Raw genomic sequence first — 21908 nt, forward strand, 5'->3', positions numbered from 1 at the left:
CATGAATGCACTGACCCAACCCACCGCGCTTGACCAGGCTCGCCAATTGCTGGAAAGCACCCGCCGTTTCGTCAAGCACAGTGATGACCCTTACGTGATCAGCCGCTTCGGCGACTGGCAGATTCGCGTGGACGTGGCGGCCGCCTTGCAGGAATACGCCGAGACCCATCCAACGCCTGTCGCCGCCACCGAAGCGCAGATCGCCGCCGCAGAGGCCTTGCTGTTCGCCAGCGCCGCCGAATTCGAACTGACCGGCCAGCGCACCGCGTTGCCGGCGACCCTCGAAGACCCGTTGCGCTGGAAGTACCAGCTTGTCGGCAACTACCACCTCAACGGTGTCGCCCCTGGGAGTGCGGTTTGATGGCTCGTGAAATCCGCTTGAACGCCTTCGACATGAACTGCGTCGGTCACCAATCCCCCGGTCTGTGGGCGCATCCCCGTGACCGTTCGTGGCAGTACAAGGACCTGGAATACTGGACCGACCTGGCGAAAATCCTCGAGCGCGGCAAGTTCGACGGCCTGTTTATCGCTGACGTGCTGGGCATCTACGACGTGTACAACGGCAATGGCGACGCGGCGATCCGCCAGGCGACCCAAGTGCCGGTCAACGATCCGCTGTCGCTGATCGCGCCGATGGCGCTGGTCACCGAACACCTGGGGTTCGGCCTGACCGCGTCGTTGTCTTTCGAGCACCCGTACCCGTTCGCCCGCCGGCTCTCGACCCTCGACCACCTGACCAAGGGCCGCATCGGCTGGAACATCGTCACTTCCTACCTGGAAAGCGGTGCGAAGAACCTCGGCCAGAAAGCCCAGACCGAACACGACGCGCGCTATGACTACGCCGAGGAATACCTGGAAGTTTGCTACAAACTCTGGGAAGGCAGTTGGGAGGACGGCGCCGTGCTGCGTGACCGCGAGCGCCGGATTTTCAGCGATCCGAGCAAAATCCACGAGATCCACCACGTCGGCAAACACTTCCAGGTGCCCGGCATTCACCTGTGCGAACCGTCGCCGCAGCGCACACCGTTGCTGTACCAGGCGGGCGCGTCCAGCCGAGGCAAGCAATTCGCCGCCGAACAGGCCGAGTGTGTGTTTGTCGCCGCACCGTCCAAGGCGCTGCTGAAAAATACCGTCGCCGACATTCGCCGCCGCGCCGCCGAGGCCGGGCGCGATCCAAGGAAAATCCTGATCTTCAACCTGCAGACGGTGATCGTCGGCGAGACCGATGCGAAGGCCAAGGCCAAGTTCGACGAATACAAATCCTACGTCAGCTATGAAGGTGCGATGGCGCTGATCTCCGGCTGGACTGGCATCGATTTCAGCCAGTTCAAACCGGATGAGCCGCTCAAGCACGTGCACACCAACGCGATTCAGTCGGCGGTGGAAGCCTTCTCCACCGCGGACCCGAGCAAGGTCTGGACGCCCAAGGAGCTGGCCGACTGGGTCGGTATTGGCGGCTTTGGCCCGCTGTTCGTCGGCAGCCCGGAGACGGTCGCGGACTTGTTGCAGGAGTGGGTGGAAGACACTGACGTGGACGGCTTCAACCTGGCCTATGCGCTGACCCACGAAACCTTTATCGACGCGGTGGAACTGCTGGTGCCGGAGTTGCAGAAGCGCGGGGTCTACAAGACCGAATATGCCCAGGGCACGTTGCGCGAAAAGTTGTTCGGCGAAGGCCCGAGGTTGCCGTCGAACCATCCCGGCGCCGGCTACCGCGACCTATCAGGCTCACATAAAACCAATGTGGGAGGGGGCTTGCCCCCGATAGCGGTGGGTCAATCAAAAGTGTTCTAACCGACACACCGCCATCGGGAGCAAACCCTCTCCCACCTTTGGATTTTCATTGCCTGATCAACATCAGCCAGCGGACCACCGCACGCTTGACCACCCAATAGGAGCATCACCCCTATGAGCGTGCACGCACTCAAACGTCCGCTGGTATTGGAATGGCCTGCCGAACGGCTCGACAACTTGCCCAATGCCCTGGAACAACTGCACCACTGGGCGCAGATCACGCCGCTGCGTACAGCACTGCGCCACAAGCGCCAGGGCCAGTGGTATGCCTGGCGCTGGATCGACACCTTGCGCGATGTGGAACGCCTGGCCGACGGCTTGCGCCAGCAGGGTTTCAACGAGCAGTCACGGCTGGCCCTCAGCGGCGCGTACGAGCCTAACCTGTTGCTGTTGGCCCTGGCCGCGCAGTCCGTGGGCGGCCAGGTCCTGACCCTCGCCGACGACCTGGACGCCGAGGCTTTGCAGCAACAGTTGTGGCGCATTCGTCCGACCCATTCTTATGTGCAGGGTCGCCAGCAGGTGCGGCATTGGCAGGCCGCCAACGTGTTGGACTTCAACCAATTGCTCGGTCCGGCAGACCCAGCGCAACACGTGCAGCGCTGGTGGCAGCCGCGCGACGAAACGCTGTTTTGGAGCGAGGAGGGGACTCACTGGCAAGGCGGCCTGGCGGTCGTGCTGGCGCAATGGCTGAGCAGTGGCCATGGTCTGGCCTTCCCGGAAAGCCAGGCCTCGTCCCGGCGCGATCGCACTGAGGTCGCACCGACCGGCCTACTGCTGTCATCCCCGCGCTTGCAGCACGTGGCCGACGACATCGAAAGCCGTCTGGCGCCCCACGGCACCTGGCGTCGTCGCCTCTGCGACTGGGCCATCGCCCACCCGCAAAGCGGCCTGCGCCGTCTGCTGAAAAACCGCGTACGCAAACTGCTCGGCTTTCAACGCCTGGCCTATATCTGGCAACCGCTCAAATCCACCGACGAGCCAACGTGGCTGGCTGAATTCAAACGGGACATCGCATGAGCCAAGCCATTCTCCAGGTGCGGGATATCTCGCTGTCGTTCAAAGGGGTCAAGGCGATCAACGCCTTGTCCTTCGATGTACAGCGCGGCGAGATCTGCGCGCTGATCGGCCCCAACGGCGCCGGTAAAAGTTCATTGCTCAACGTGCTCAACGGCGTGTACCGCTTCGACGCCGGCGAGATCGTGTTCGAGGACCAGCACTTCCAGCGCATCGACCCCTTGGGGGCGGCGCGCCGCGGCATTGGCCGTACCTTCCAGAACAACGCACTGTTCAAGAAGATGAGCGTACTCGACAACATCCTCACCGGCCTGTCGCGGCACATGCGCAGCACCTTTATCGAACAGGCCCTCGGTTTGCCCCGTGCACGGCGTGAAGCCGAGGCATTCCGCTTGCAGGCCCAGGGCATCCTCGAGTTTCTCGAACTACAGGCCTATCGCGATGTGCTGGTGGGCAACCTGTCCTACGGCCTGCAAAAACGTGTGGAACTGGGCCGTGCCTTGATCGCCGGGCCCAGCCTGTTGCTGCTCGACGAACCCATGGCCGGGATGAACGCCGAGGAAAAACAGGAAATGGCGCGCTTCGTCGCAGATGTAAACCGCGAACTAGGCACCACCGTGGTGTTGATCGAACACGACATCGGCGTGGTCATGGGCCTGTCCGACCACGTGGTGGTGCTCGACTACGGGCGCAAGGTCGGCGACGGCACCCCGGCCGAGGTGCAAGCCAACCCCGAGGTCATCGCGGCCTACCTGGGAGTCAAGCACTGATGACGTTCTTCCTCGAAACCCTGCTCGGCGGACTGCTCGCCGGCACCATGTATTCCCTGGTCGCCATCGGCTTCGTGCTGATCTACAAGGCCAGCGGCGTATTCAATTTCGCCCAGGGCTCAATGCTGCTGTTTGCGGCGCTGACGTTTGTCTGCCTGCATGACCAGGGCGTGCCGTTCGCGTTGGCGTTGCTGCTGACGGTGATCGTGATGATCGTCGGCGCCTTGTGCATCGAACGCCTGGTGCTGCGGCCACTGGTCAACCGTTCGCAGATCACGCTGTTCATGGCCACCCTGGGCCTGTCGTTTGTCATCGAAGGCCTGGCCCAAGGCCTGATGGGTTCGCAGGTGCGCGCCCTGGACTTGGGCATCGACGACGTGCCGCTGTTCCTCGGGCCGTTGATGCTCAGCCAGTTTGATCTGATCGCAGCGGCGGTCGCGGTGGTGCTGGTGACGGTGCTGGCGCTGCTGTTCAACAAGACCCGCATCGGCGTGTCGCTGCGTGCGGTGGCCGATGACACCACGGCGGCGCTGTCCATCGGCATCAACCTCAACCGCATCTGGCAGATCGTCTGGGCGGTCGCCGGGATTGTCGGGCTGGTGGCCGGGCTGTTGTGGGGCGCGCGCCAGGGCGTGCAATTCTCGCTGTCGCTGGTGGTGCTCAAGGCCCTGCCGGTGTTGATCATCGGCGGCTTCACCTCGATTGGCGGGGCGATTGTCGGCGGGCTGATCGTCGGCGCGGCGGAGAACCTTGCCGAGGTGTATATCGGCCCGCTGATCGGTGGCGGCATCACGCCGTGGTTCGCCTACGTATTGGCCCTGGCCTTCCTGTATATCCGTCCCGCCGGCCTGTTCGGCGAGCGCGCCATCGAGCGAGTCTGAAACCATGTCGCTACCTGTAGCTCAACAAACCGCGCCGCTGCTGCTGATCCAGCGCCGCGTGCCCTTTGGCCTGATCGGCCTGCTGGTACTGGCTTTTATCGTGGTACCGCTGTGGGGCAACGATTATTGGCTCAATGCGATCCTGATCCCGTTCCTGGTGCTGTCCCTGGCCGGTCTGGGACTGAACCTGTTGACCGGCTACACCGGGCAGACCTCGGTGGGCGCGGCCGGTTTCATGGCCGTCGGCGCCTTCGCCACCTACGGGTTCCTGCTGCGCCTGCCGGAGCTGGGCTTGCCGCTGGCGTTGCTCGGCGGCGGCCTGATCAGCGCCGTGGTCGGCCTGGTGTTCGGCCTGCCCAGTTCGCGGATCAAGGGCTTCTACCTGATGGTCACCACCCTGGCGGCGCAGTTTTTCCTGGAGTGGGTGTTTGTCAAATTCCCCTGGTTCTACAACTACGGCTCGTCCGGCACTATCTCCGCGCCCAGACTGGCGCTGTTCGGCCATGACCTGAACACGCCGTTGGGCCGTTACCTGCTGACCCTGGTGACGGTGCTGCTGCTGACCTGGACCGCGATCAACCTGGTGCGCAGCCAGGTGGGCCGCAACTGGATGGCGATCCGCGACATGGACACCGCCGCCGCCGTGGTCGGTATCCCGGTGGTGCGCTACAAGCGCCTGGCCTTCGCAGTCAGCTCGTTCTACCTGGGTATCGCCGGCGCGCTGTGGGCCTTCGCCTACCTGGGCACGGCCAGCGCCAGCAGCTTCGATATCAACCGTTCGTTCCAGATCCTGTTCATCATCATCATCGGTGGCATGGGCAGCATCGCCGGCAACTTCGTCGGTGCGGCGTTCATCAGTTTGCTGCCGATCTTCCTCAGCCACGCCGGGCAGCTGTTGTTCGGCGGTTCGGTGGATGCGGGGCAGTTGCAGAACCTGCAGAAAATCATCTTTGGCGTGTTGATCATCGTGTTCCTGATCAAGGAACCCGAGGGCTTGATTCGCCTGTTGCACAACCTTCGCGATCGGCTGCGTCAGTGGCCGCTACGTTTCTGACCTCTATGAGAACTCCCATGCGTGCATCCTTGAAACGTTCCCTGGCCGGCGCCGCGCTCTCGTTGGCCGTGCTGGCCGGTGCAGTCCCCCAGGCCATGGCTTCGGCCGACCAGCAATTCTTCCCCCTGGCCACCTACCGCGTCGGCGCCTATGCCTCCAGCGGCGTGCAGGTGTGGGCCGGGATGATCGACTACCTGCGCTACATCAACGAGGTCGAAGGCGGTATCAACGGCGTCAAATTGGTGTGGCAGGAATGCGAGACCGAATGGACGGCGGAGAAGGGCATCGAGTGCTACGAGCGCTTTAAAAATGGCCTGGATGGCGCGCCGGTCGCGGTGTATCAGCCCAACGGCGCACCGGCGGCCTATGCCCTGAGCGAACGGGCGGAAGTCGACAAGATCCCGCTGATCACCCTCGGCTACGGTCGCACCGAAGCCACCGACGGCACGGTGTTTCCCTACAACTTCCCGGTGATGCTGACCTTCTACAGCGAAGCCTCGTCCCTGGTGAACTACATCGCCCAGCGTGAAGGCGGCTTCGACAAACTCAAGGGCAAGAAGATCGCCACGGTCTACCACGACTCGGCCTACGGTCGCGAAACCCTAGGGCCACTGAAGTTGCTCGCCGAGAAATACGGCTTCGAGAATATCCAGATTCCGGTGGCCGACCCCGGCAACGAGCAGTCGGCGCAATGGCGCCAGGTACGCCAGGCCAACCCGGATTGGGTGTTCCTGCGCACCTGGGGCGTGTCCACCCCGGTGGCGGTGAAGACCGCTGCACGCTTCGGCTTCCCGGTGGACCATATCGTCGGCGATATCTGGGCCAGTTCCAGCGAAGACGTGTTGCCCGCCGGTGACGCCGCCAAAGGCTACCTGGCGCTCACGCCATACCCGGCCGGAGCGGATTTCGAAATCCACAAACGCCTCAAACAGTACGTACTCGATAAAGGCCACAGCGACCTCAAGGACCTGAAGAACTTCGGCAGCGTCTATTACAACTCGGGCCTTGTGAACGCCGCCGTGGCGGTCGAAGCGATCCGCACCGCCCAGGCCAGATTCGGCAAGCGCCCGCTCAATGGCGAAGAGGGCCGCTGGGGCCTGGAACATCTGAATATCGACGACGCGCGGCTCAAGGCCATGGGTTACCTGGGCCTGATGCAAAACCTCAAGCTGTCGTGCCGTGACCACGAAGGCGGTGGTTCGGCGCGCGTGCAGCAGTGGGACGGCACCCAGTGGACGCTGGTCAGCGACTGGATTGCCGCCGACCGCGCCTTGTTGCGCCCGCTGATCGACGCAAAATCCGCAGCGTTCGCCAAGGAAAAAGGCCTGACACCACGCACCTGCACCGGGGATGAATAAACCATGAGCCAGACTGCCGCTGTATCCGCCAGCCCGTCGCTGTTGAGCGTCAATGACATCGAAGTGATCTACGACGGCGCGATCCTCGCCGTCGCCGGGGTGTCGCTGAGTGTGCCCAAGGGCGCGATCGTGGCGCTGCTCGGCGCCAACGGTGCGGGCAAGAGCACCACGCTCAAGGCGATTTCCGGGCTGGTGCGGGCCGAGCGCGCCGAGGTCAGCCGTGGCGTGATCGAATACGCGGGCGTCGACCTGGCCGGTGTCGACCCCAGCCAGCGGGTGCGCCAGGGCATGGTGCATGTGCTCGAAGGCCGTCATGTGTTCGGCCAACTGACTGTTGAAGACAACCTGCGCAGCGGCGGTTTTGTACGGCGCCTGAGCCGCAAGGCCATGGAGGCGGACCTGGAGCGCATCTACGCCTGGTTCCCCCGGCTCAAGACCAAGCGCCATACCCGCGCCGGACTCACCTCCGGCGGCGAGCAGCAGATGGTCGCCATCGGTCGGGCGTTGATGACCCGTCCTACTTTGGTACTGCTCGACGAGCCGTCCATGGGGTTGGCGCCTATGATCGTGCAGGAAATCTTCGAGATCATCGCGCAGCTCAACCGCGAACAGCAGGTGAGCTTCCTGATTGCCGAGCAGAACATCAACGTCGCGCTCACCTATGCGTCCCAGGGCTACGTGCTGGATACTGGCCGCGTGGCCTTGAGTGGCAGCGCCGCCGAACTGTTGGCGCGGGGCGATTTGCACGACATTTATCTGGGTAAACAGTAAAGGCGAATTTGCATGACTGAAACCATCCGCAACGCTGATGTCCTGATCATCGGCGGCGGCCTGAGCGGTACCATGCTGGCCGTGCAACTGCTGCGCCTGCCTGGCCGGCGGCAGATCCTGGTGATCGAACCGCGCAGTGAACTCGGGCGTGGCGAGGCCTACAGTGCAGTCGAACTGGGCCACACCTTGAACGGCAACGCCGCGCGCATGAGCGTCGACCCGGACAATGCCGACGACCTGACCCAATGGCTCACCGACTACATCGGCGCCGGCGGCTGGCCGCAGGCGCACGAACAGCCTGTGCCCATCAGTGAATTGTTCCCGCCTCGCGGGATTTTCGGTTTGTACGCGCAGCAGCGGCTGGCCGAAGCCAAGGCGCAGTCAGCGTCCAGCGTCGAGCATATCCGCGCCGAAGTGGTCGACCTGCAAGTGGACGCCGATTCGGTCCTGTTGACCCTCGACAACGGCCAGCACCTGCGCGGTGCCCACGCCGTATTGGCCACCGGCATGTTCCCGGCGGCGCGTACGCCGCAAACCCAATCCAGCGGCTTGAACGCCGCCGCCGTGGACCCTTGGGACGTGGCGGCCATGCGCCAACTCGACCCACTGTCGACGGTGCTGATCATCGGTTCCGGGTTGACCATGGTGGATGCCGTGGTGTCCCTGGAGCAGGCCGGGCATCGTGGGCCGATCGAGGTGTTTTCACGCCATGGCCTGTTGCCGCACGTGCGCCGGCAGCCGCCGGGCTGGGAAGATTTTCTCGGTGCCGACCACAGCCTGCGCAGCCCTCGGCAATTGCTGCGCGAAGTGCGTCGCCAATGCCGGATCGCGCTGGCCCAGGGCATTGATTGGCAGGCGCCGCTGGACACGGTGCGCGCCCATATCGGCCGTTTGTGGAGCCAGGCCAGCGAGCGCGAGAAACGCCAGTTCGTGCGTCATGTGCGGCCCTGGTGGGAGAGCCATCACCACCGCTCGCCGCCGTTGAGCGCGCAGTTGGTGGCGCGGCTGCATGAAGAGGGGCGGCTGCGGATTCGTGCTGCGTCGTTCAAGGGGCTGGAGCCGGGTGGGGAGGGCGTGACGATTCGTCTGCGCCCGCGTGGCGAACAGGCGCTTACCCAGGTGTCCGGCGCCGCGCTGATCAACTCCAGCGGCATCGAATACGACTGGCGCCGGGTGGCAAGGCCGCTGCCGCAGCAGTTGCTCAAGCGTGGGTTGATTCAGCCTGGGCCATTGGCGTTGGGGATTGCGGCGGACACCTCCGGCGCGGTGCTGGATGCTCGGGGGCAGGTGAGCCCGCGGCTGTTCGCCATGGGCCCGCCTTTGCGCGGGATGTGGTGGGAGAGTACGGCGGTGACGGATGTGGCGTTGCAGGCGAAGGCGTTGGCGGCGCGATTGGGGCGGGGCTGACGGGGGCGCCCCTCACCCCCCCGCCCTCTCCCCGGAGGGGAGAGGGAGCCGACCGAGTTGCGCGGGTTGATACATTGACCTGAACCACCGAGTCGATTGTGGATTCAGAGGCAAAGCTTCAGGTCGATGCAGAGCTCCAATATTCCCCGATCGGCTCCCTCTCCCCCTGGGGAGAGGGCTGGGGTGAGGGGCCAATCTCAAGCCGAACCCCGCCTCAAGACCCCACCCGCACAAACCCCGCCTTCAACCCGAACACCTCAACCCCCTGGGGCGTCGACTGCCCGGTGGTCACCGTCACCCGCTCCACCGGCTGGTCCATCGCCGCGCGATACTCCACCGTCATGTCCGGCCGGATCGCCTGGCTCGGAATCACTATCGCCTGGGCATTGTTGTAGGTGACGATGGTCAGCCGCGCACTCATCCCCAGGCGCACACGCTGCACTTGCTGGGGCGTCAGCTGGGGGATCGACAGGGTCACCGGAAACTGCGCGCTGCCCTGGCTGTCGCTGGCAATCGCCAACCCGCTGACCACACTCACCGAGCCGGTCAGGCGCTCGCCATCAAAGCCATCGCCCAGCACTTCCACGGCCTGGCCCTGGTGCAGTTGGTTGATGTCCAGCTCGGAGACTTTGGCGACGATTTTCAAGCGTTCGATATTGGCCAGCCCGAACAGCACCTGGCCTTGACTGACCTTGCTGCCGGCCTGCACGGGCGTGTTGTTGTTGGCGCCGCCCTGGGGTGAGTTATTGCCGGGCGCGGGCACCACGATGCCGGAGAAGGGCGCCTTGACTTCCCGGCCGTCGAGCAGCTTGCGCAGGGCCTCGTATTTCACCGTGGCGTTGGTCAGTTCCATATCGGCGATCTGCCGGTATTCGCCCTTGCCTTGCTCCAGTGCCTGTTGCAATTCGCTGCGGGCCGACGTGAGGTCCAGCTGTTGTTGTTGGGCCTGTTGCTTGAGGTCGTCCAGTTCATTGCGCGGGATGATGCCGCGCTGGAACAGGTTTTCGCTTTCGGTCAGTTTGCGCTGGGTATTGCCGGCGGTCATTTCTGCGGTGCGCAGGCTGCGGCGCGCGCGGCTGACGGTGGGGCTGCTGTCCCAGTCCTGCATCTCTTGCACGGTGCGCCGGGCCTTGAGCTGGGCGGAAAGAGCGTCGCGCAATTGCACTTCCAGGGTGGACGGGTCCATGCGCAGCAGGACCTGCCCGGCCTCGACCCGCTGGCCTTGCTCCACCAGGTTGGCCTGCACATTGCCATCGAAGGGCGCAGTGAGGGTCAGGGTGGTGTCGGGCTCGATCTTGCCCACCAGGCCGATCTGGTGCACCAGCGGGTCGGGCTTGACCGCCAGCCACTGTTCGGCGGCGGTGGCCGGGTTTGAAGCCGGGCTGCGCAAGGCCAGTCCCGCGCCGGCTAGCAACACGATCACCGCAGCGCCGAGCAGGCGTTTCTGATTAGTAGTCATTGAGGGCGATTTCCCAACTTTCCAGCGTCATGCCCAGGGTCAAGTCGAGCTGGGTCTGGGCGTTCAAATAAGCGATCAGCGCATTGATTTGCGCGTTTTCGGCGTTGCGCAGGTCGGTCTCGAAGCTCAGCACCTGGAAGTTGGTGGAGCGTCCGGCGCTGAGTTTTTCCCGCTCGATCTCGATCTTGCGCCGCGACAACTCCACCGCACGCTGGGAGATTTCATATTGGCGCCACCGGGTGCCGAGGTCGCGCACCACATCGTTGACGCTGCGTTCCAGTTCCTGGCGGGCATCGGTGATGCGGATCTCCTGGTCCTCGACGTTCACCCGCGCGCGCACTTCGGCCTGGCGCGTACTGATATCGCCGATGGGGATCTGCACCTGCACCCCGGCGTAGCTGTCCCACGTGCGGTTGCTGCTGCGCCCGGCATCGTTGTCGTAGTTGTCGCGGATCTGGTTCGCGCCGGCCACCAGGTCCACTTGCCAGCGCGCGGAGTCCTTGGCGATCACCAGGTTGAGGTCGGCCTGCTGGCTGCCGAGCAGAGTGGCGAGGTATTCCGGTTGCTGGGTCTGCGCCAGGTTGAAGGCTTGGCGCTTGTCGATCTGCATGGGCTTGGCCTCCAGGGCTTCGGTGGCGCGAATCGGCGTGGACAGGTCCAGGGCCAGCAGGCGCAGGAGCGCCAGGCGGCTGGTGTCCAGTTGGTTCTGCGCCTCTTCCACGCCCAGTTGTTGGGTGGCGATGTCGGCCTCGGTCTGCACGATTTCAAACTCGGCCATGCGCCCGGCGCTGATCAACGCCTTGTTCACTTCCAGCAAGGTGCCGGAACGCTTGAGCGCATCCTGCACGATGCTCAGTTGCTCCTGGGCGCGCAGCAACTCGCGGTAGGTGGCGATGATCTGGCTGATGGTCTGCGCCACGGTGGCCTTGAGGTTCAAACGGTTGGCCTGTTCCGCCAGGCGCGACAGACGCAGCGGCGCGGTGGTGGCGTTCCAGCCGGCGCCGCGCATCAACGGTTGGATCAATGCCAGGTCCAGGCCGTCGCTGCGGTAGCGGCCGGCGCGGTCGGCGTTGTTCAGTTGCTGGGTCCAGGCCATGCTCAGGCGGGTGCCGTACTCACCGAGCAGGCTGGTGGCCGGCGCCACGTTGGCGTTGCGCGAATTGTCGCTGGAGCCGCGGGTACTGCGGTAATAGCTGTTGAGGGTGAGCTTGGGGTTGAACGTATCTTCGGCTACGCGCAGGTCGAATTTCTGCGCCACCCGTTGCAGGTACGCGCTGCGGATCGCCGGGTTGTTGCGCAGGCCCAGGTACACGGCGTCGCCCAGGGTCAAGCTGGTGGTCTGGGCATTCAGCGATACGCTGCGCTCGTAACCACTGCGGGTGGTACCCGGCGCCGACGGTTTGATGACTACCTCGGCGGCCACACCGGGCAGGCACACCAACGCAAGCAGCCACAGGCCTTTACTCATCGCGCAATGCCTCCACCGGCTGCAACCGCGAGGCCGAGACCGCCGGGTAGATACCGAAGAACAAGCCCACAAACAGCGTACTGCCGATCCCCAGGGGCAGGGCGGCGACGGCCAATGCGAACGCCCAGCCGGACAGCCACGCATACAGCCACGCGGCCGTCATGCCCAGTACCGCGCCGCACAGCGCGCCGACTGCGGTGAGCGTCACCGCTTCGAGCAGAAACAGGTTGCGGATATCCCGCTGGCGCGCGCCCAGGGCCATGCGAATGCCGATCTCGCGGCGGCGTTCCGAGACGTTCATCAGCATCACGTTCATCACGCCGACACCGCCACCGATCAGGGAGATCGCGCCCAGGGCCAGCAGCAGGTAAGCGAAGGTGCGGCTTTGGCGGGTCATGCCGTCGATCATTTGCTGGGGCACCGTGATGCCGACCTCGTGGTCGGTGAGTTGGGCATTCAAGGCGGCGGCGGCCTGCGTCGCGATATGCTCCATGTCCTGGTCGGGGGCGGCGCGGATGATCACGTTACCGATTTGCGGGGTGGCGTAGATCCGGCGCATGCCGTCGGCGGGGAGAAACAGCGACTCGTTGGCCTGGACCGGCATCAGCATCGCCCGTGGTTGAGGCTGCAGGAGACCCACCACCACAAACAGGTAGTCGTTGATGCGCACGCGCTCGCCCACTTTCAACGCATCGCCCGGTGTGCCCAGGCGCTGGGCCAATTGCTCGCCGATCACGGCGTAGGTTTCGTTGGCATCGAAGCTCGACAGGAAACGCCCGTCCTGCACCACCAGGCGCATGGCGTCTTTGATGTCCGGTGTGATGCCGACCACATTGGCATTGGCGCTGCGACCATGAAACACGACAGGCCCGCTGAACAGGGTGAGCGCGCCAATATGGGCAATACCGGGGACGGCCTGGCGCACGGCGTCGAGATCGAGGTGGGTGCGCATCGGCACATTGCTGTTGCCCTTCGGCGGGAATTGGACGACCAGGGTGTCAGTGCCCATGTCCTTGAAAATCATCGCGGCATCCACCGCCGCGTTGTGGCCGATATTGATCAATGCCACCACCGACGAACTGCCGATCACGATACCCAGCAAGGCCAGGATCGAGCGTTTGCCCAGGGTGCGCAGGCTGACGAGCGCCTCGTGCAGCAGTTGGCTCAGGCTCTGTTCGACCCGCGGGCTCATCGGCACCCGGCCTCTTGCACCACGCCGTTGCGCACCAGGATCTTGCGTTCCAGGCGCTCGGCGATGTGCGGGTCGTGGGTAACGATGATCAGCGTGACCTGTTGCTCGCGGTTCAGCGCCAGGAGCAGGTCCATGATCTCTTGGGCCGTGGTGCTGTCGAGGTTACCGGTGGGCTCGTCGGCGAGGATCACCGACGGCTTGCCCACCAGCGCGCGGGCAATCGCCACGCGTTGGCGCTGGCCGCCGGAGAGATCGGCGGGACGATGGTGGGCGCGTTCGGCCAGACCGACCTGTGCGAGCATGCGCAGGGCCTGTTCCACCGACTCATGGCGCGACATACCGCGATAGCTCAGGGGCAGGGCGACGTTGTCCAGGGCGCTCAGGCGTGGCAGCAGGTTGAAGCTCTGGAATACAAAACCGATCTGCTGGTTACGGATCGCGGCCAGTTGGTCGGGGCTGGCGTTGAAAATATCGTGGCCGGCAAAGTGGTACTGGCCGCAGTTGGGCAAGTCCAGCAGGCCGAGGATATTGAGCAGGGTGCTTTTGCCGGAGCCCGAGGCACCGAGGATGCCGCAGCTGTCCCCGCTGGCGATGGACAGGCATACATCATTGAGAATCGACAGGTGTTGCCCGGCCAGCTGATAGCTTTTGCCGATGCCTTGCAGAGAGATCAAGCCTGGGTGCGCGGGGGTGTTTGTCATCATGACTACGCCTTCAGTCTCGATGCTGCCGCCACGCCCCTGAAAAGCTTTGTAACAAGTTCGGGAGCCGCCTGGTACGCGTCACGGACTGGTTTTGTTTCTTGTTTTTAAAATATTCTTTGAATACTAACCGCGTTCCGTCGGCTTCGCCAGCCATGGAGATAGAGCGTTTTTACCCTTTGAAACGATTTGCTCAGCGGGCGTCCATACTCCCCAACGAGTCCTCGACCTGCCTTGAAAAGCCCATCAGTCAAGGCTTTTGACCCTATGGCGGAGTGTCATCACTTGCTTTAGGACGGCGGGCCCGGTATAAAAAAATCAAATTATTTTTTAAAACAATATTTCCCACGTGGAACTTTTATGGCCGCGAAGAAACTCAGCGCTCCAAACATTACCAAGACTCGATTGCTGGATGCGACAGAGGCTCTTTTTATCAAGTACGGTTATGACGCGGTGTTGCTGCGGCAAATTACCGAGCGTGCCCAGGTGAACCTGGCCGCCGTGAATTACCACTTCGGGGACAAGGATTCCCTGATGAAAACCCTGCTGATGCAGCGCCTGGAGCCGCTCAACGAGCAACGCCTGGAACTGCTGGCACGGTGCGAAGCCGAATCCGACGGCCCGCTGGACTGCGACACCCTGCTCGGCGTGCTGTTCGCCCCGGCCATGGGCCTGGAGCGCAGCGATCCGGCCAGTGGTGAAGGGCGTTCGTTCATTCGGTTCCTGGGGCGGGTCTACAGCGACACCTCGCCGTTCATCCAGGAATACCTCAAGGTGCATTACCAGCCGGTGTTCCAGCGTTTCTTCGAAGCCTTCGCCCTGGCCTTGCCGGATTTGCCCCGCAATGAGCTGGGCGTCCGCCTGCAATTTGCGCTCAAGGCGATTTCCGGGGTAATGGCGGGGACTGAACTGCGCTTGCTGATGAACTCCATGAGCCTTGGCCGCCCGGCGACGGATGCCGAAGTCATGGCCAAGTTGATCACGCTGGTTTCTGCGGCGATTCGCGTGCCACAGCAAAGTCCGGAAGCTGAAAATGCCTTGGCCAAGGTGCTGGATACCCAGCGCGCGATTCGCGAGCAAGCCTCTGCATCCACAAGCAAGGTCTCGCGTTAGGTCAAATTCCAGGCAAAAAAAGCCCGCTGGGGCGGCGGGCTTGATTTGCAACATTTGTAACGGATGAGGCTTCACCCTACGTCTGTGGATGTGAATAAAGCGTGAAAGAAATGTAAGAGAAAGTGTGAAAGTGAAGCGTCTATTTCAAAGCACGAGCGGTTTTGTACGTGACGCTACGGACTTCCGTTCGTCGCTACTGTCAAATTTCACAGCTAGACGCCTGTACTGAGCGGGTCTTTGATTTCCCTAGGCGCGTGTTCTGTAAACACGCTGTTCAACCTGGAGAATGAAAATGTCGACCAAGCCCTCCTCTTCAAGACCTGTTCCCAATGCCAAGAAACCAGCTGTCCGCAAGCCGGCGCCCTACGATCCAGCGGTTACAGTAATCGAAGATCTGGACTCTCCCTACACGTCTCCGCTACAGGTCACGCCTGTACAAGGCGCGTCGTACGGATTGGGCCTGCGTCATATCGAAGGAGGCGTCGACTTTATCTTCGAGCGGTGGTTCGAGCTTCGAGAAGGTGACACTTATCGCATATATTTCGGGAATGTCAGCAAGGCCGATAGCACCATCACGGCCGCTCAGGTAAGCGAGGATCGATTCTTCTTGAATGTCCCTCGAGAATCATTGGGCTTTCAACCCGGCATGAGTTTTTTATTCATTCCGGACGTTTATGGTGAGGTACTCAGGATAGGCTCCTCGACCCCCAGTACTTCCCCCCCTCAGATCGTATTTATCAAGCAAACCCGTCCTGGCGGCATTGATAAGGGCCCGTTTGAGCAGTGGCACTCGGAGCTGCATTTGACGCTTAGGGACAAGATCATCGGTGCTGGGCAAAGCACGACGGCAACGATCAAGGCCTGGGAGCACATGAGGGTCAATGACCTGGTGATGTTCTATTGGGGAGGAAATCGTTTCGAGATTCCTCGGATAACGCCCGAGCAAGTGGGGCAGGACCTGACGTTCGAGATTGACGAGGCGTTTATCGTCGCCGCCGGCAGCGGGGAGCATGCGGTGGCATTCTATTTGTATGACGAAGTGCTCAATATGTCGGGTGAATTGCAGCACTGGAGCAAGCCGGTACACATATCGGTGAACCTGCAACTGACGCTGCTTCCCGAACCGTTCATTCTGGAGGCTGACCTTGATCTGATGGCACTGGATGCTGACGCGCTGGGCAAAGAGCCTGCAAACGCGCTGGTGGAGATCCCGTTCCGCAATCCGCCGTTGTTCCGAATCGGTGACGAGATCGTGCTGACGGTTCATGGGATGACTTTTGATGGAACCTATATCAGTGAGTCGTTCAGACAGAGTGTCAAGAAAGTGCCTGATTACCTCTATTTCCCGATCCGTAATGAGGTGGTCAGGTCCTTTTTGCTCAGTACGATGGTTGTCGATTACGTGCGCATACGCGCGCTGACGGAGGATCTGCCTTCCAGAAGTGCGTCCGTTGCAGTGATCGGTCAGCGTTATGATTTGCCCAAGCCGAGTGTCAATGAGGCTCATGGCCCATTCATCGCGCCGGACCATGTTCGCATTACCGTCAATATGCCTGACTACCAGCCCTCAGGTTCCCCGGGTGATGCTCTGGAGGTCAGGCTCAATGGCTTGCACGTGGATAACACCCAGGAGCTTGTTACCTCGACCCGTCTTGCGGGCACCCCCCCACGTACCCGCGACTTTGAGAACGCTCTCTATATGCGTCTGGAAGGGTTGAGGGACACCAACGTTCACTACATCGTCCACGGCGCGACTGGGTCCCGTGAATCCGAGCGTCTGTGGGTGCAAATCGGACGGCCACCTCGGGATCAGCCGGCTCCGGTGATCTGGGAAGCGGTTAATGGCAACGTCGACCCCAAGACGGTGGGTAGCGTCGGCACCCTCGAGCTGCGGGCGAATTTCAAACAGGGCGACATCGTTACCGTCCACTACACCGGCTCGAACAGTGGTTTGCTGCAGGAGGAATACACGCTGTTCATGGACGCTAACCCGTTACTTATAGACATTTCAAAGAACTTGTTCCTCGATAACATCGACGGAACGCTCACGGTCAGCTACTGGATTGATCGTGGCGGTGTTTATCTGTATTCCGAAGAACTGGTGGTAAGCATCGGAACTGCCTTGGGTGAGTTGTTCTTGGCTGAGGTGCTGCAGGCGACGACTGAACCCGATGAACTTGACCCGATGCAGGTCTGGCCGAACGGCGCGACAGTGCGGTTGCGGTATGACTCGATCAAGCCTAAAGACAAGGTGGAGGTCAAATGGGTAGGACTGGCAGGTGCCGGCTCCTACTTTGAAATCAAGGAAAACCAGAGCGGGGACCACATCGACTTTACCGTCCCCTCCGACGTCATCGGGTTTAATATCCACCCCCTTGGACGCGATATCCTGGTGTCGTTCACCGTTATCCGCAACGGCTTCGCCACGGATTCACCCGTTCTGACGCTGCGCCTGCTGAGCCTGCATCATCCGTCGGGTCCGGTAATCGACAGCATTGGCGAGGATGCGGTACTGCACGTGCCGCTGCTTGCCGATTTTGATGAAACCCGCGTACCTGCCTGGCCTTACGCCAAGGTAGGGCAGCGCATGTGGCTCGCGTATGACGGTACGCGCAATACGGGTGCGGCTTATAAAAACGAGATTTTTCGTGCGCGTCCTGTCGACGTCAGTGAGGCGCTCTATGGCGTCAGCAGCGAAACGCCGGTGCTGGCGTTGCGTAATTTGCAGGAGTGGTCGGAGTTGACCATCCGCTTCTGGGTCGCGTTTGACCATAGCGATGAACTCGACAACGCGGTGTTGTTTGAGGTCCGGCACCATAGGATCGAGCTGGTGTCCGCTACCTTTCCTTTCCCGAAAATCAAGGATTCGGTGCCCCAGGATGAACAGGTGGTGTCCATCAATCCCCTGAGCGTCGAAAACAAATGTCAAGTGCTGGTGAGTTATCCGAACATGAACCAGGGCGGTACGGACAGGGTTACCTTGAACTGGATCTACGCGGACGGGAGCATCGCGTATATCGCGACCCAGGACGGGCTGGACGGTGGCACCGTAACGTTCAATATCAAAAACGACCTCATCGCTCGCAGCGTCAACAGCACGATTCACCTGCAGTATTCGGTTGAGCTGGGCCGGGGAGGGTCCGCCGTCTCCGAAGAGCAAACGGTCGTGGTGGGCACCATCCTGCCGGCCAGTCTTCCGCGTGCACTGATCAATAACGTGGCCCACGGTGGCAGCCTTAACCCGCCGGGCTTCACGGGCGATGGCTTGGCGGCCAGTCAAAAATGGCCCCTGAGCCTTGCAGGCCAACGGGTGTGGCTGACTCTCACCACTAGCAGTTCCGGCATCGCACCGCTGCCAGTGCTGGTAAATCACTCGTTGACCCCACAACAGCAGGCCAACGGATTGGCGAACATTGCGGTCAGTCGAGCCTGGTTACTGAGCCTGCCCAACAATGCACGTATCACGCTGCATCTGAAGGTCACGTTCAATGGCAGTCAGGACGAGTCTGATGCGGTACCGTTTCCGACTACCGAATACACCATCAGCCTGCTCAGCCCGTTGGTTGTGGACACAAGCACTGCTTTCCTTAGCACACGTACTTACCTGATACCGGGTAATCCCGGAGTGTTGCCAGCGTTTGGTTCCGGCAACTCGGTTCGCCGTGCTGCGACAGGCGGCACAGCGCCGTATAGCTACTCCTCCAACAATACGGCGGTGGCGGTCGTCGATTCGACGGGGTTGGTCACCGTGCGCGGCAACGGGACAGCGACGATCACCGTGCGAGACTCCTCCTTACCGGCGCAAACGCGCAGCTATGCGGTTTCTGTCAGTGGTGTGGTGCTGTGTTATGGCTTGGGGGGCGGTGGGTTTGCGCAAATCCGTAACAATGCCAGCAGCCAAGGGTTGCGCCTGGCAAGCATTGATGAGTTACGCGCATTGAGCAATGCATATGGTTCCCGCTGGCCGATGGGTAATTTTTCCTATTGGTCGAGTACTTACGGAGGCAGAAACTTACTCTTCGATTATTACTACGGTCGGAACATCAATACAGGCGCTGAGGCCAACTTTAAAGTCTGGGCGGGGAACAATCTGCTGGGCGTAGGCTTGAGGTAGTCGTCAGAAGGGACAGCCTTATCTGATGATGGGTAGGCTGTCCCTTTTTTCCAGGCTCAAATCTTCCACTGCCTGGATGTCTTCGCCAAACGCTGGCGCATTGCATCGATGTTTGCAGCCAATTGCAGGGTCAGTAACCGATATCCATCCATGGCACTGTGCAGTGGCACTTCAAGGGTTGGCTCCTGAGTCGAAGTCGAACTCGGTCTCTCCAACCGCTCCGTCACCCCCGATTTCAACGCCCGCGCCATCCCCACCAACTGCACCCGGATCTGCCGGTGCTCGGCCCGCAATATCAGTTGCATTCGCGCCATCGCTTGTTTGTCCTGTGGGTCGGGGCGGGTATTGCCGAGAATCTCCAGGGTGCTGATGCACAGACGCAGGTGCCGCTGGATCGTGTCCAGTTCGGTCATGGAAATCCGCACTTCCTTGGACACCGATGGCATCAGCGAACGCAGTTGCAGCATCGCCGCATTCAGGCGGTTGAGCAGTTTCAGGTGCTCATCGTCAGTGACCGACTGGCCATTGATGATCCGGCTGTAGATCTGCGCGCAATCACGCAAGGCACTGGCCAGGTTGTAGCGCCACGAGTACACGGCATACAGCGGCAGGGCGAAGGAGAACGCCAGGGCCAGGGCGATGCCGATCAGGATGTCGACGGTGCGCCACAGGCCGTCGGAAATCGGATTGTCCCCGTGGCCGGCGACGATGAACACCGTGATCGCCGACAGCAGCGCGATGTAACCGCCCTTGCCGATGGCGTGATAGGAAAAGAACCCGCACACCCCCGACATCAACAGATAAGTCAGCAGCGATTGGCCGAAATAGGCCTGCTGCAGCACGATCAACAGGCCGACGCTGGCGCCGATCAAGGTGCCATAGGCGCGTTCCACGGCTTTCTTGCCGATATTGCCGTGGTGCTGCAAGCCGCCGATCACGATCAGCATGGTCACCGACGCCCATTCACCGTGGGGCAGGTTGATGCCGGTGGTGAGCAGGATCGTGGCCAGCAAGCCGATGGACACGCGCACGGCGTGGATCAACTTGGCATGGCGATAGCGGCGGTACGGGTCGAGCAGCGGACGCAACAGGCGCCGGGCAAACGCAGGCAAAGGCAGGTTAATCAACAGCGCATCGTCCTCTAGAAAATGTAGTCGGTGGTCAGGAAGCTCGAATCACGGTTGTGCAGGATCTCGCCCAGCAGCGCCTTGTTGCTTTCCTGGAACTTGGTGGCCACCAGGGTGCGGATCGAAAATACGCGCAGCGCGTCATGTACCGACAGGGTGCCTTCGGCCGAGTTCTTGCGTCCATTGAAGGGAAAACTGTCCGGCCCGCGTTGGCATTGGGCGTTGATGTTGATGCGACCGACCTGATTGGCGAAGGTGTCGACCAAGCGGCCGATGTCCGCCGGGTTGGTGCCGAACAGGCTCAGTTGCTGGCCGAAATCCGAGTCCAGCACGTAGTCGATCACCGTCTCCAGGTCGCGATAGGGCACGATCGGCACCACCGGGCCGAATTGTTCCTCATGGTACACGCGCATCTGCGGGTTCACCGGGTACAGCACCGCCGGGTAGAAGAACGACCCGCGACTGATGCCGCCGTTGTCATTCACAACCCTGGCGCCGTGTTGCGCCGCATCGGCTACCAGCGCGTTGAGGTAATCCACCTTGCCCACCTCGGGCAATGGCGTCAGCGAAACGCCGTCTTCCCAGGGCATGCCGGGTTTAAGCGTGGCCAGCTTGCGGTTGAATTTCTCGATAAAACTGGCGACCACATCCTCGTGCACAAACAGGATTTTCAACGCGGTGCAGCGCTGCCCGTTGAACGACAGGGAGCCGGTGATCGCTTCGCTGACGGCGTTGTCCAGATCCACCTCGGGCAGCACGATGCCAGGGTTTTTCGCATCCAGGCCCAGCGCGGCGCGCAAGCGGTGCGGCCTGGGGTGCAGTTTTTTCAGGTCGCTGGCGGCCTTGTTGGTGCCGATAAAGGCAAAAATGTCGATCTTGCCACTGGCCATCAGCGCGCTGACGGTTTCACGGCCGCTGCCGTAGATCACGTTGATCACCCCGGCCGGGAAGCTGTCGCGGAATGCTTCCAGCAACGGGCGGATCAGCAGCACGCCGAGCTTGGCCGGCTTGAACACCACGGTATTGCCCATGATCAGCGCCGGGATCAGCGTGGTGAACGTCTCGTTGAGCGGATAGTTGTAGGGGCCCATGCACAGTGCCACGCCCATCGGTACGCGGCGGATCTGGCCGAGGGTGTCCTGTTCCAGCTCGAAGCGGCTGGAGCGGCGGTCGAGTTCCTTGAGGGCATTGATGGTGTCGGTGATGTAGTCGCAGGTGCGGTCGAATTCTTTCTGCGAGTCCTTGAGGTTCTTGCCGATCTCCCACATCAGCAGCTTGACCACCGCCTCGCGCTGTTCGCGCATGCGCCGCAAGAACGCTTCCACATGCTGGATCCGCTCGACCACGCGCATCGTCGGCCATGCACCCTGGCCACGGTCATAGGCACGCACGGCGGCGTCCAGCGCGGTGAGGGCGGTGTCGGCGTCCAGCAACGGGGTGCTGCCGATATGCACGCGTTCGTCCCCGAATTGCACCGGGCTGATGACCTGGGCCAGCGGGCCGTTCCACATCTGCAGTTGACCGTCGACCAGGTAGTCACGCTGTTCGATGGGCGCTGCCAGGCGGAATTGCTCGGGAATATCGGCGGCGCTGGCGGGAAACAGCTGGGCAAGCAGGTTGTTGGTGCTCATGGCGCTACCCCTGAAATGGTTTCAAAACATGACTAGAGAGTCACCCAACAACCG

The 21908-nt window shown here is 61.9% G+C and carries 17 protein-coding genes; 11 read left to right on the forward strand and 6 right to left on the reverse strand.

The window, feature by feature from the left end; translation table 11 throughout:
* The first annotated feature begins 1 nt into the window (after position 1).
* From BLR63_RS04845 to BLR63_RS04885, 9 genes are all read left to right on the forward strand, one after another.
* Entirely contained in the window at positions 2-361 is a 360-nt protein-coding gene (locus tag BLR63_RS04845) for an acyl-CoA dehydrogenase (RefSeq protein WP_010566905.1), read from the forward strand.
* Positions 361-1794 carry an LLM class flavin-dependent oxidoreductase gene (locus tag BLR63_RS04850; protein ID WP_010566904.1) on the forward strand — a complete coding sequence of 478 codons (1434 nt, stop codon included), beginning with the start codon at positions 361-363 and terminating at the stop codon, positions 1792-1794. The genes BLR63_RS04845 and BLR63_RS04850 overlap by 1 nt, the downstream gene beginning before the upstream one ends.
* 114 nt (positions 1795-1908) lie before the next feature.
* Positions 1909-2811 (forward strand): AMP-binding protein, encoded by a 903-nt coding sequence (locus BLR63_RS04855; RefSeq protein ID WP_010566903.1) that lies wholly within the window; start codon positions 1909-1911, stop codon positions 2809-2811.
* Positions 2808-3578, forward strand: a complete 771-nt coding sequence (locus tag BLR63_RS04860; RefSeq protein ID WP_010566902.1) for an ABC transporter ATP-binding protein — start codon at positions 2808-2810, stop codon at positions 3576-3578. Before BLR63_RS04855 ends, BLR63_RS04860 begins: the two co-directional genes overlap by 4 nt.
* A complete protein-coding gene (locus BLR63_RS04865; RefSeq protein ID WP_010566901.1) occupies positions 3578-4459 on the forward strand; it encodes a branched-chain amino acid ABC transporter permease in 882 nt (293 codons plus the stop codon). Before BLR63_RS04860 ends, BLR63_RS04865 begins: the two co-directional genes overlap by 1 nt.
* A gap of 4 nt (positions 4460-4463) precedes the next feature.
* Positions 4464-5513, forward strand: a complete 1050-nt coding sequence (locus tag BLR63_RS04870; protein WP_010566900.1) for a branched-chain amino acid ABC transporter permease — start codon at positions 4464-4466, stop codon at positions 5511-5513.
* Positions 5514-5530: 17 nt separating this feature from the next.
* Positions 5531-6871, forward strand: a complete 1341-nt coding sequence (locus BLR63_RS04875; RefSeq protein WP_010566899.1) for an ABC transporter substrate-binding protein — start codon at positions 5531-5533, stop codon at positions 6869-6871.
* 3 nt (positions 6872-6874) lie between these two features.
* Complete coding sequence (locus BLR63_RS04880) at positions 6875-7642, forward strand: ABC transporter ATP-binding protein (RefSeq protein WP_010566898.1); 768 nt, start codon at positions 6875-6877, stop codon at positions 7640-7642.
* Between the two features lie 12 nt (positions 7643-7654).
* Positions 7655-9049 (forward strand): FAD/NAD(P)-binding protein, encoded by a 1395-nt coding sequence (locus BLR63_RS04885; protein ID WP_010566897.1) that lies wholly within the window; start codon positions 7655-7657, stop codon positions 9047-9049.
* Between the two features lie 214 nt (positions 9050-9263).
* On the opposite strand, the gene BLR63_RS04890 is transcribed toward BLR63_RS04885, so the two are convergent.
* The 4 genes from BLR63_RS04890 to BLR63_RS04905 are packed head-to-tail and all read right to left on the reverse strand — an operon-like array spanning position 9264 to position 13872.
* Complete coding sequence (locus BLR63_RS04890) at positions 9264-10508, reverse strand: efflux RND transporter periplasmic adaptor subunit (RefSeq protein ID WP_010566896.1); 1245 nt, start codon at positions 10506-10508, stop codon at positions 9264-9266.
* Positions 10498-11976 (reverse strand): TolC family protein, encoded by a 1479-nt coding sequence (locus tag BLR63_RS04895; RefSeq protein ID WP_010566895.1) that lies wholly within the window; start codon positions 11974-11976, stop codon positions 10498-10500. The genes BLR63_RS04890 and BLR63_RS04895 overlap by 11 nt, the downstream gene beginning before the upstream one ends.
* The gene (locus BLR63_RS04900; protein ID WP_010566894.1) at positions 11969-13168 is read right to left on the reverse strand and encodes an ABC transporter permease; all 1200 of its coding nucleotides are present in this window, start codon (positions 13166-13168) and stop codon (positions 11969-11971) included. Before BLR63_RS04900 ends, BLR63_RS04895 begins: the two co-directional genes overlap by 8 nt.
* Positions 13165-13872, reverse strand: a complete 708-nt coding sequence (locus tag BLR63_RS04905) for an ABC transporter ATP-binding protein (protein WP_042947403.1) — start codon at positions 13870-13872, stop codon at positions 13165-13167. Before BLR63_RS04905 ends, BLR63_RS04900 begins: the two co-directional genes overlap by 4 nt.
* Before the next feature lie 357 nt (positions 13873-14229).
* On the opposite strand from BLR63_RS04905, the gene BLR63_RS04910 reads away from it, so the two are divergent.
* Positions 14230-14982, forward strand: coding sequence for a TetR/AcrR family transcriptional regulator (locus tag BLR63_RS04910; protein WP_010566892.1), 753 nt, complete (start codon positions 14230-14232; stop codon positions 14980-14982).
* Positions 14983-15274: 292 nt separating this feature from the next.
* Positions 15275-19096 (forward strand): hypothetical protein, encoded by a 3822-nt coding sequence (locus BLR63_RS04915; RefSeq protein ID WP_010566891.1) that lies wholly within the window; start codon positions 15275-15277, stop codon positions 19094-19096.
* Between the two features lie 56 nt (positions 19097-19152).
* Here BLR63_RS04915 and BLR63_RS04920 read toward each other — a convergent pair whose 3' ends face one another.
* Together BLR63_RS04920 and BLR63_RS04925 are read right to left on the reverse strand one after the other, a co-directional pair.
* Positions 19153-20214, reverse strand: coding sequence for an FUSC family protein (locus tag BLR63_RS04920; RefSeq protein WP_042947409.1), 1062 nt, complete (start codon positions 20212-20214; stop codon positions 19153-19155).
* 23 nt (positions 20215-20237) lie between these two features.
* Entirely contained in the window at positions 20238-21854 is a 1617-nt protein-coding gene (locus BLR63_RS04925) for an NADP-dependent glyceraldehyde-3-phosphate dehydrogenase (RefSeq protein ID WP_010566889.1), read from the reverse strand.
* Positions 21855-21908: the final 54 nt, after the last annotated feature.

This window comes from Pseudomonas extremaustralis, from assembly GCF_900102035.1.
In the GTDB taxonomy this organism is placed as follows: domain Bacteria; phylum Pseudomonadota; class Gammaproteobacteria; order Pseudomonadales; family Pseudomonadaceae; genus Aquipseudomonas; species Aquipseudomonas extremaustralis.

Excerpts from the sequence above, each read along its gene's own strand:
- BLR63_RS04845 (WP_010566905.1), top strand. The coding sequence starts at position 2 with ATGAATGCACTGACCCAACCCACCGCGCTTGACCAGGCTCGCCAATTG.
- BLR63_RS04850 (WP_010566904.1), top strand. The coding sequence starts at position 361 with ATGGCTCGTGAAATCCGCTTGAACGCCTTCGACATGAACTGCGTCGGT.
- BLR63_RS04855 (WP_010566903.1), top strand. The coding sequence starts at position 1,909 with ATGAGCGTGCACGCACTCAAACGTCCGCTGGTATTGGAATGGCCTGCC.
- BLR63_RS04860 (WP_010566902.1), top strand. The coding sequence starts at position 2,808 with ATGAGCCAAGCCATTCTCCAGGTGCGGGATATCTCGCTGTCGTTCAAA.
- BLR63_RS04865 (WP_010566901.1), top strand. The coding sequence starts at position 3,578 with ATGACGTTCTTCCTCGAAACCCTGCTCGGCGGACTGCTCGCCGGCACC.
- BLR63_RS04870 (WP_010566900.1), top strand. The coding sequence starts at position 4,464 with ATGTCGCTACCTGTAGCTCAACAAACCGCGCCGCTGCTGCTGATCCAG.
- BLR63_RS04875 (WP_010566899.1), top strand. The coding sequence starts at position 5,531 with ATGCGTGCATCCTTGAAACGTTCCCTGGCCGGCGCCGCGCTCTCGTTG.
- BLR63_RS04880 (WP_010566898.1), top strand. The coding sequence starts at position 6,875 with ATGAGCCAGACTGCCGCTGTATCCGCCAGCCCGTCGCTGTTGAGCGTC.
- BLR63_RS04885 (WP_010566897.1), top strand. The coding sequence starts at position 7,655 with ATGACTGAAACCATCCGCAACGCTGATGTCCTGATCATCGGCGGCGGC.
- BLR63_RS04890 (WP_010566896.1), bottom strand. The coding sequence starts at position 10,508 with ATGACTACTAATCAGAAACGCCTGCTCGGCGCTGCGGTGATCGTGTTG.
- BLR63_RS04895 (WP_010566895.1), bottom strand. The coding sequence starts at position 11,976 with ATGAGTAAAGGCCTGTGGCTGCTTGCGTTGGTGTGCCTGCCCGGTGTG.
- BLR63_RS04900 (WP_010566894.1), bottom strand. The coding sequence starts at position 13,168 with ATGAGCCCGCGGGTCGAACAGAGCCTGAGCCAACTGCTGCACGAGGCG.
- BLR63_RS04905 (WP_042947403.1), bottom strand. The coding sequence starts at position 13,872 with ATGATGACAAACACCCCCGCGCACCCAGGCTTGATCTCTCTGCAAGGC.
- BLR63_RS04910 (WP_010566892.1), top strand. The coding sequence starts at position 14,230 with ATGGCCGCGAAGAAACTCAGCGCTCCAAACATTACCAAGACTCGATTG.
- BLR63_RS04915 (WP_010566891.1), top strand. The coding sequence starts at position 15,275 with ATGTCGACCAAGCCCTCCTCTTCAAGACCTGTTCCCAATGCCAAGAAA.
- BLR63_RS04925 (WP_010566889.1), bottom strand. The coding sequence starts at position 21,854 with ATGAGCACCAACAACCTGCTTGCCCAGCTGTTTCCCGCCAGCGCCGCC.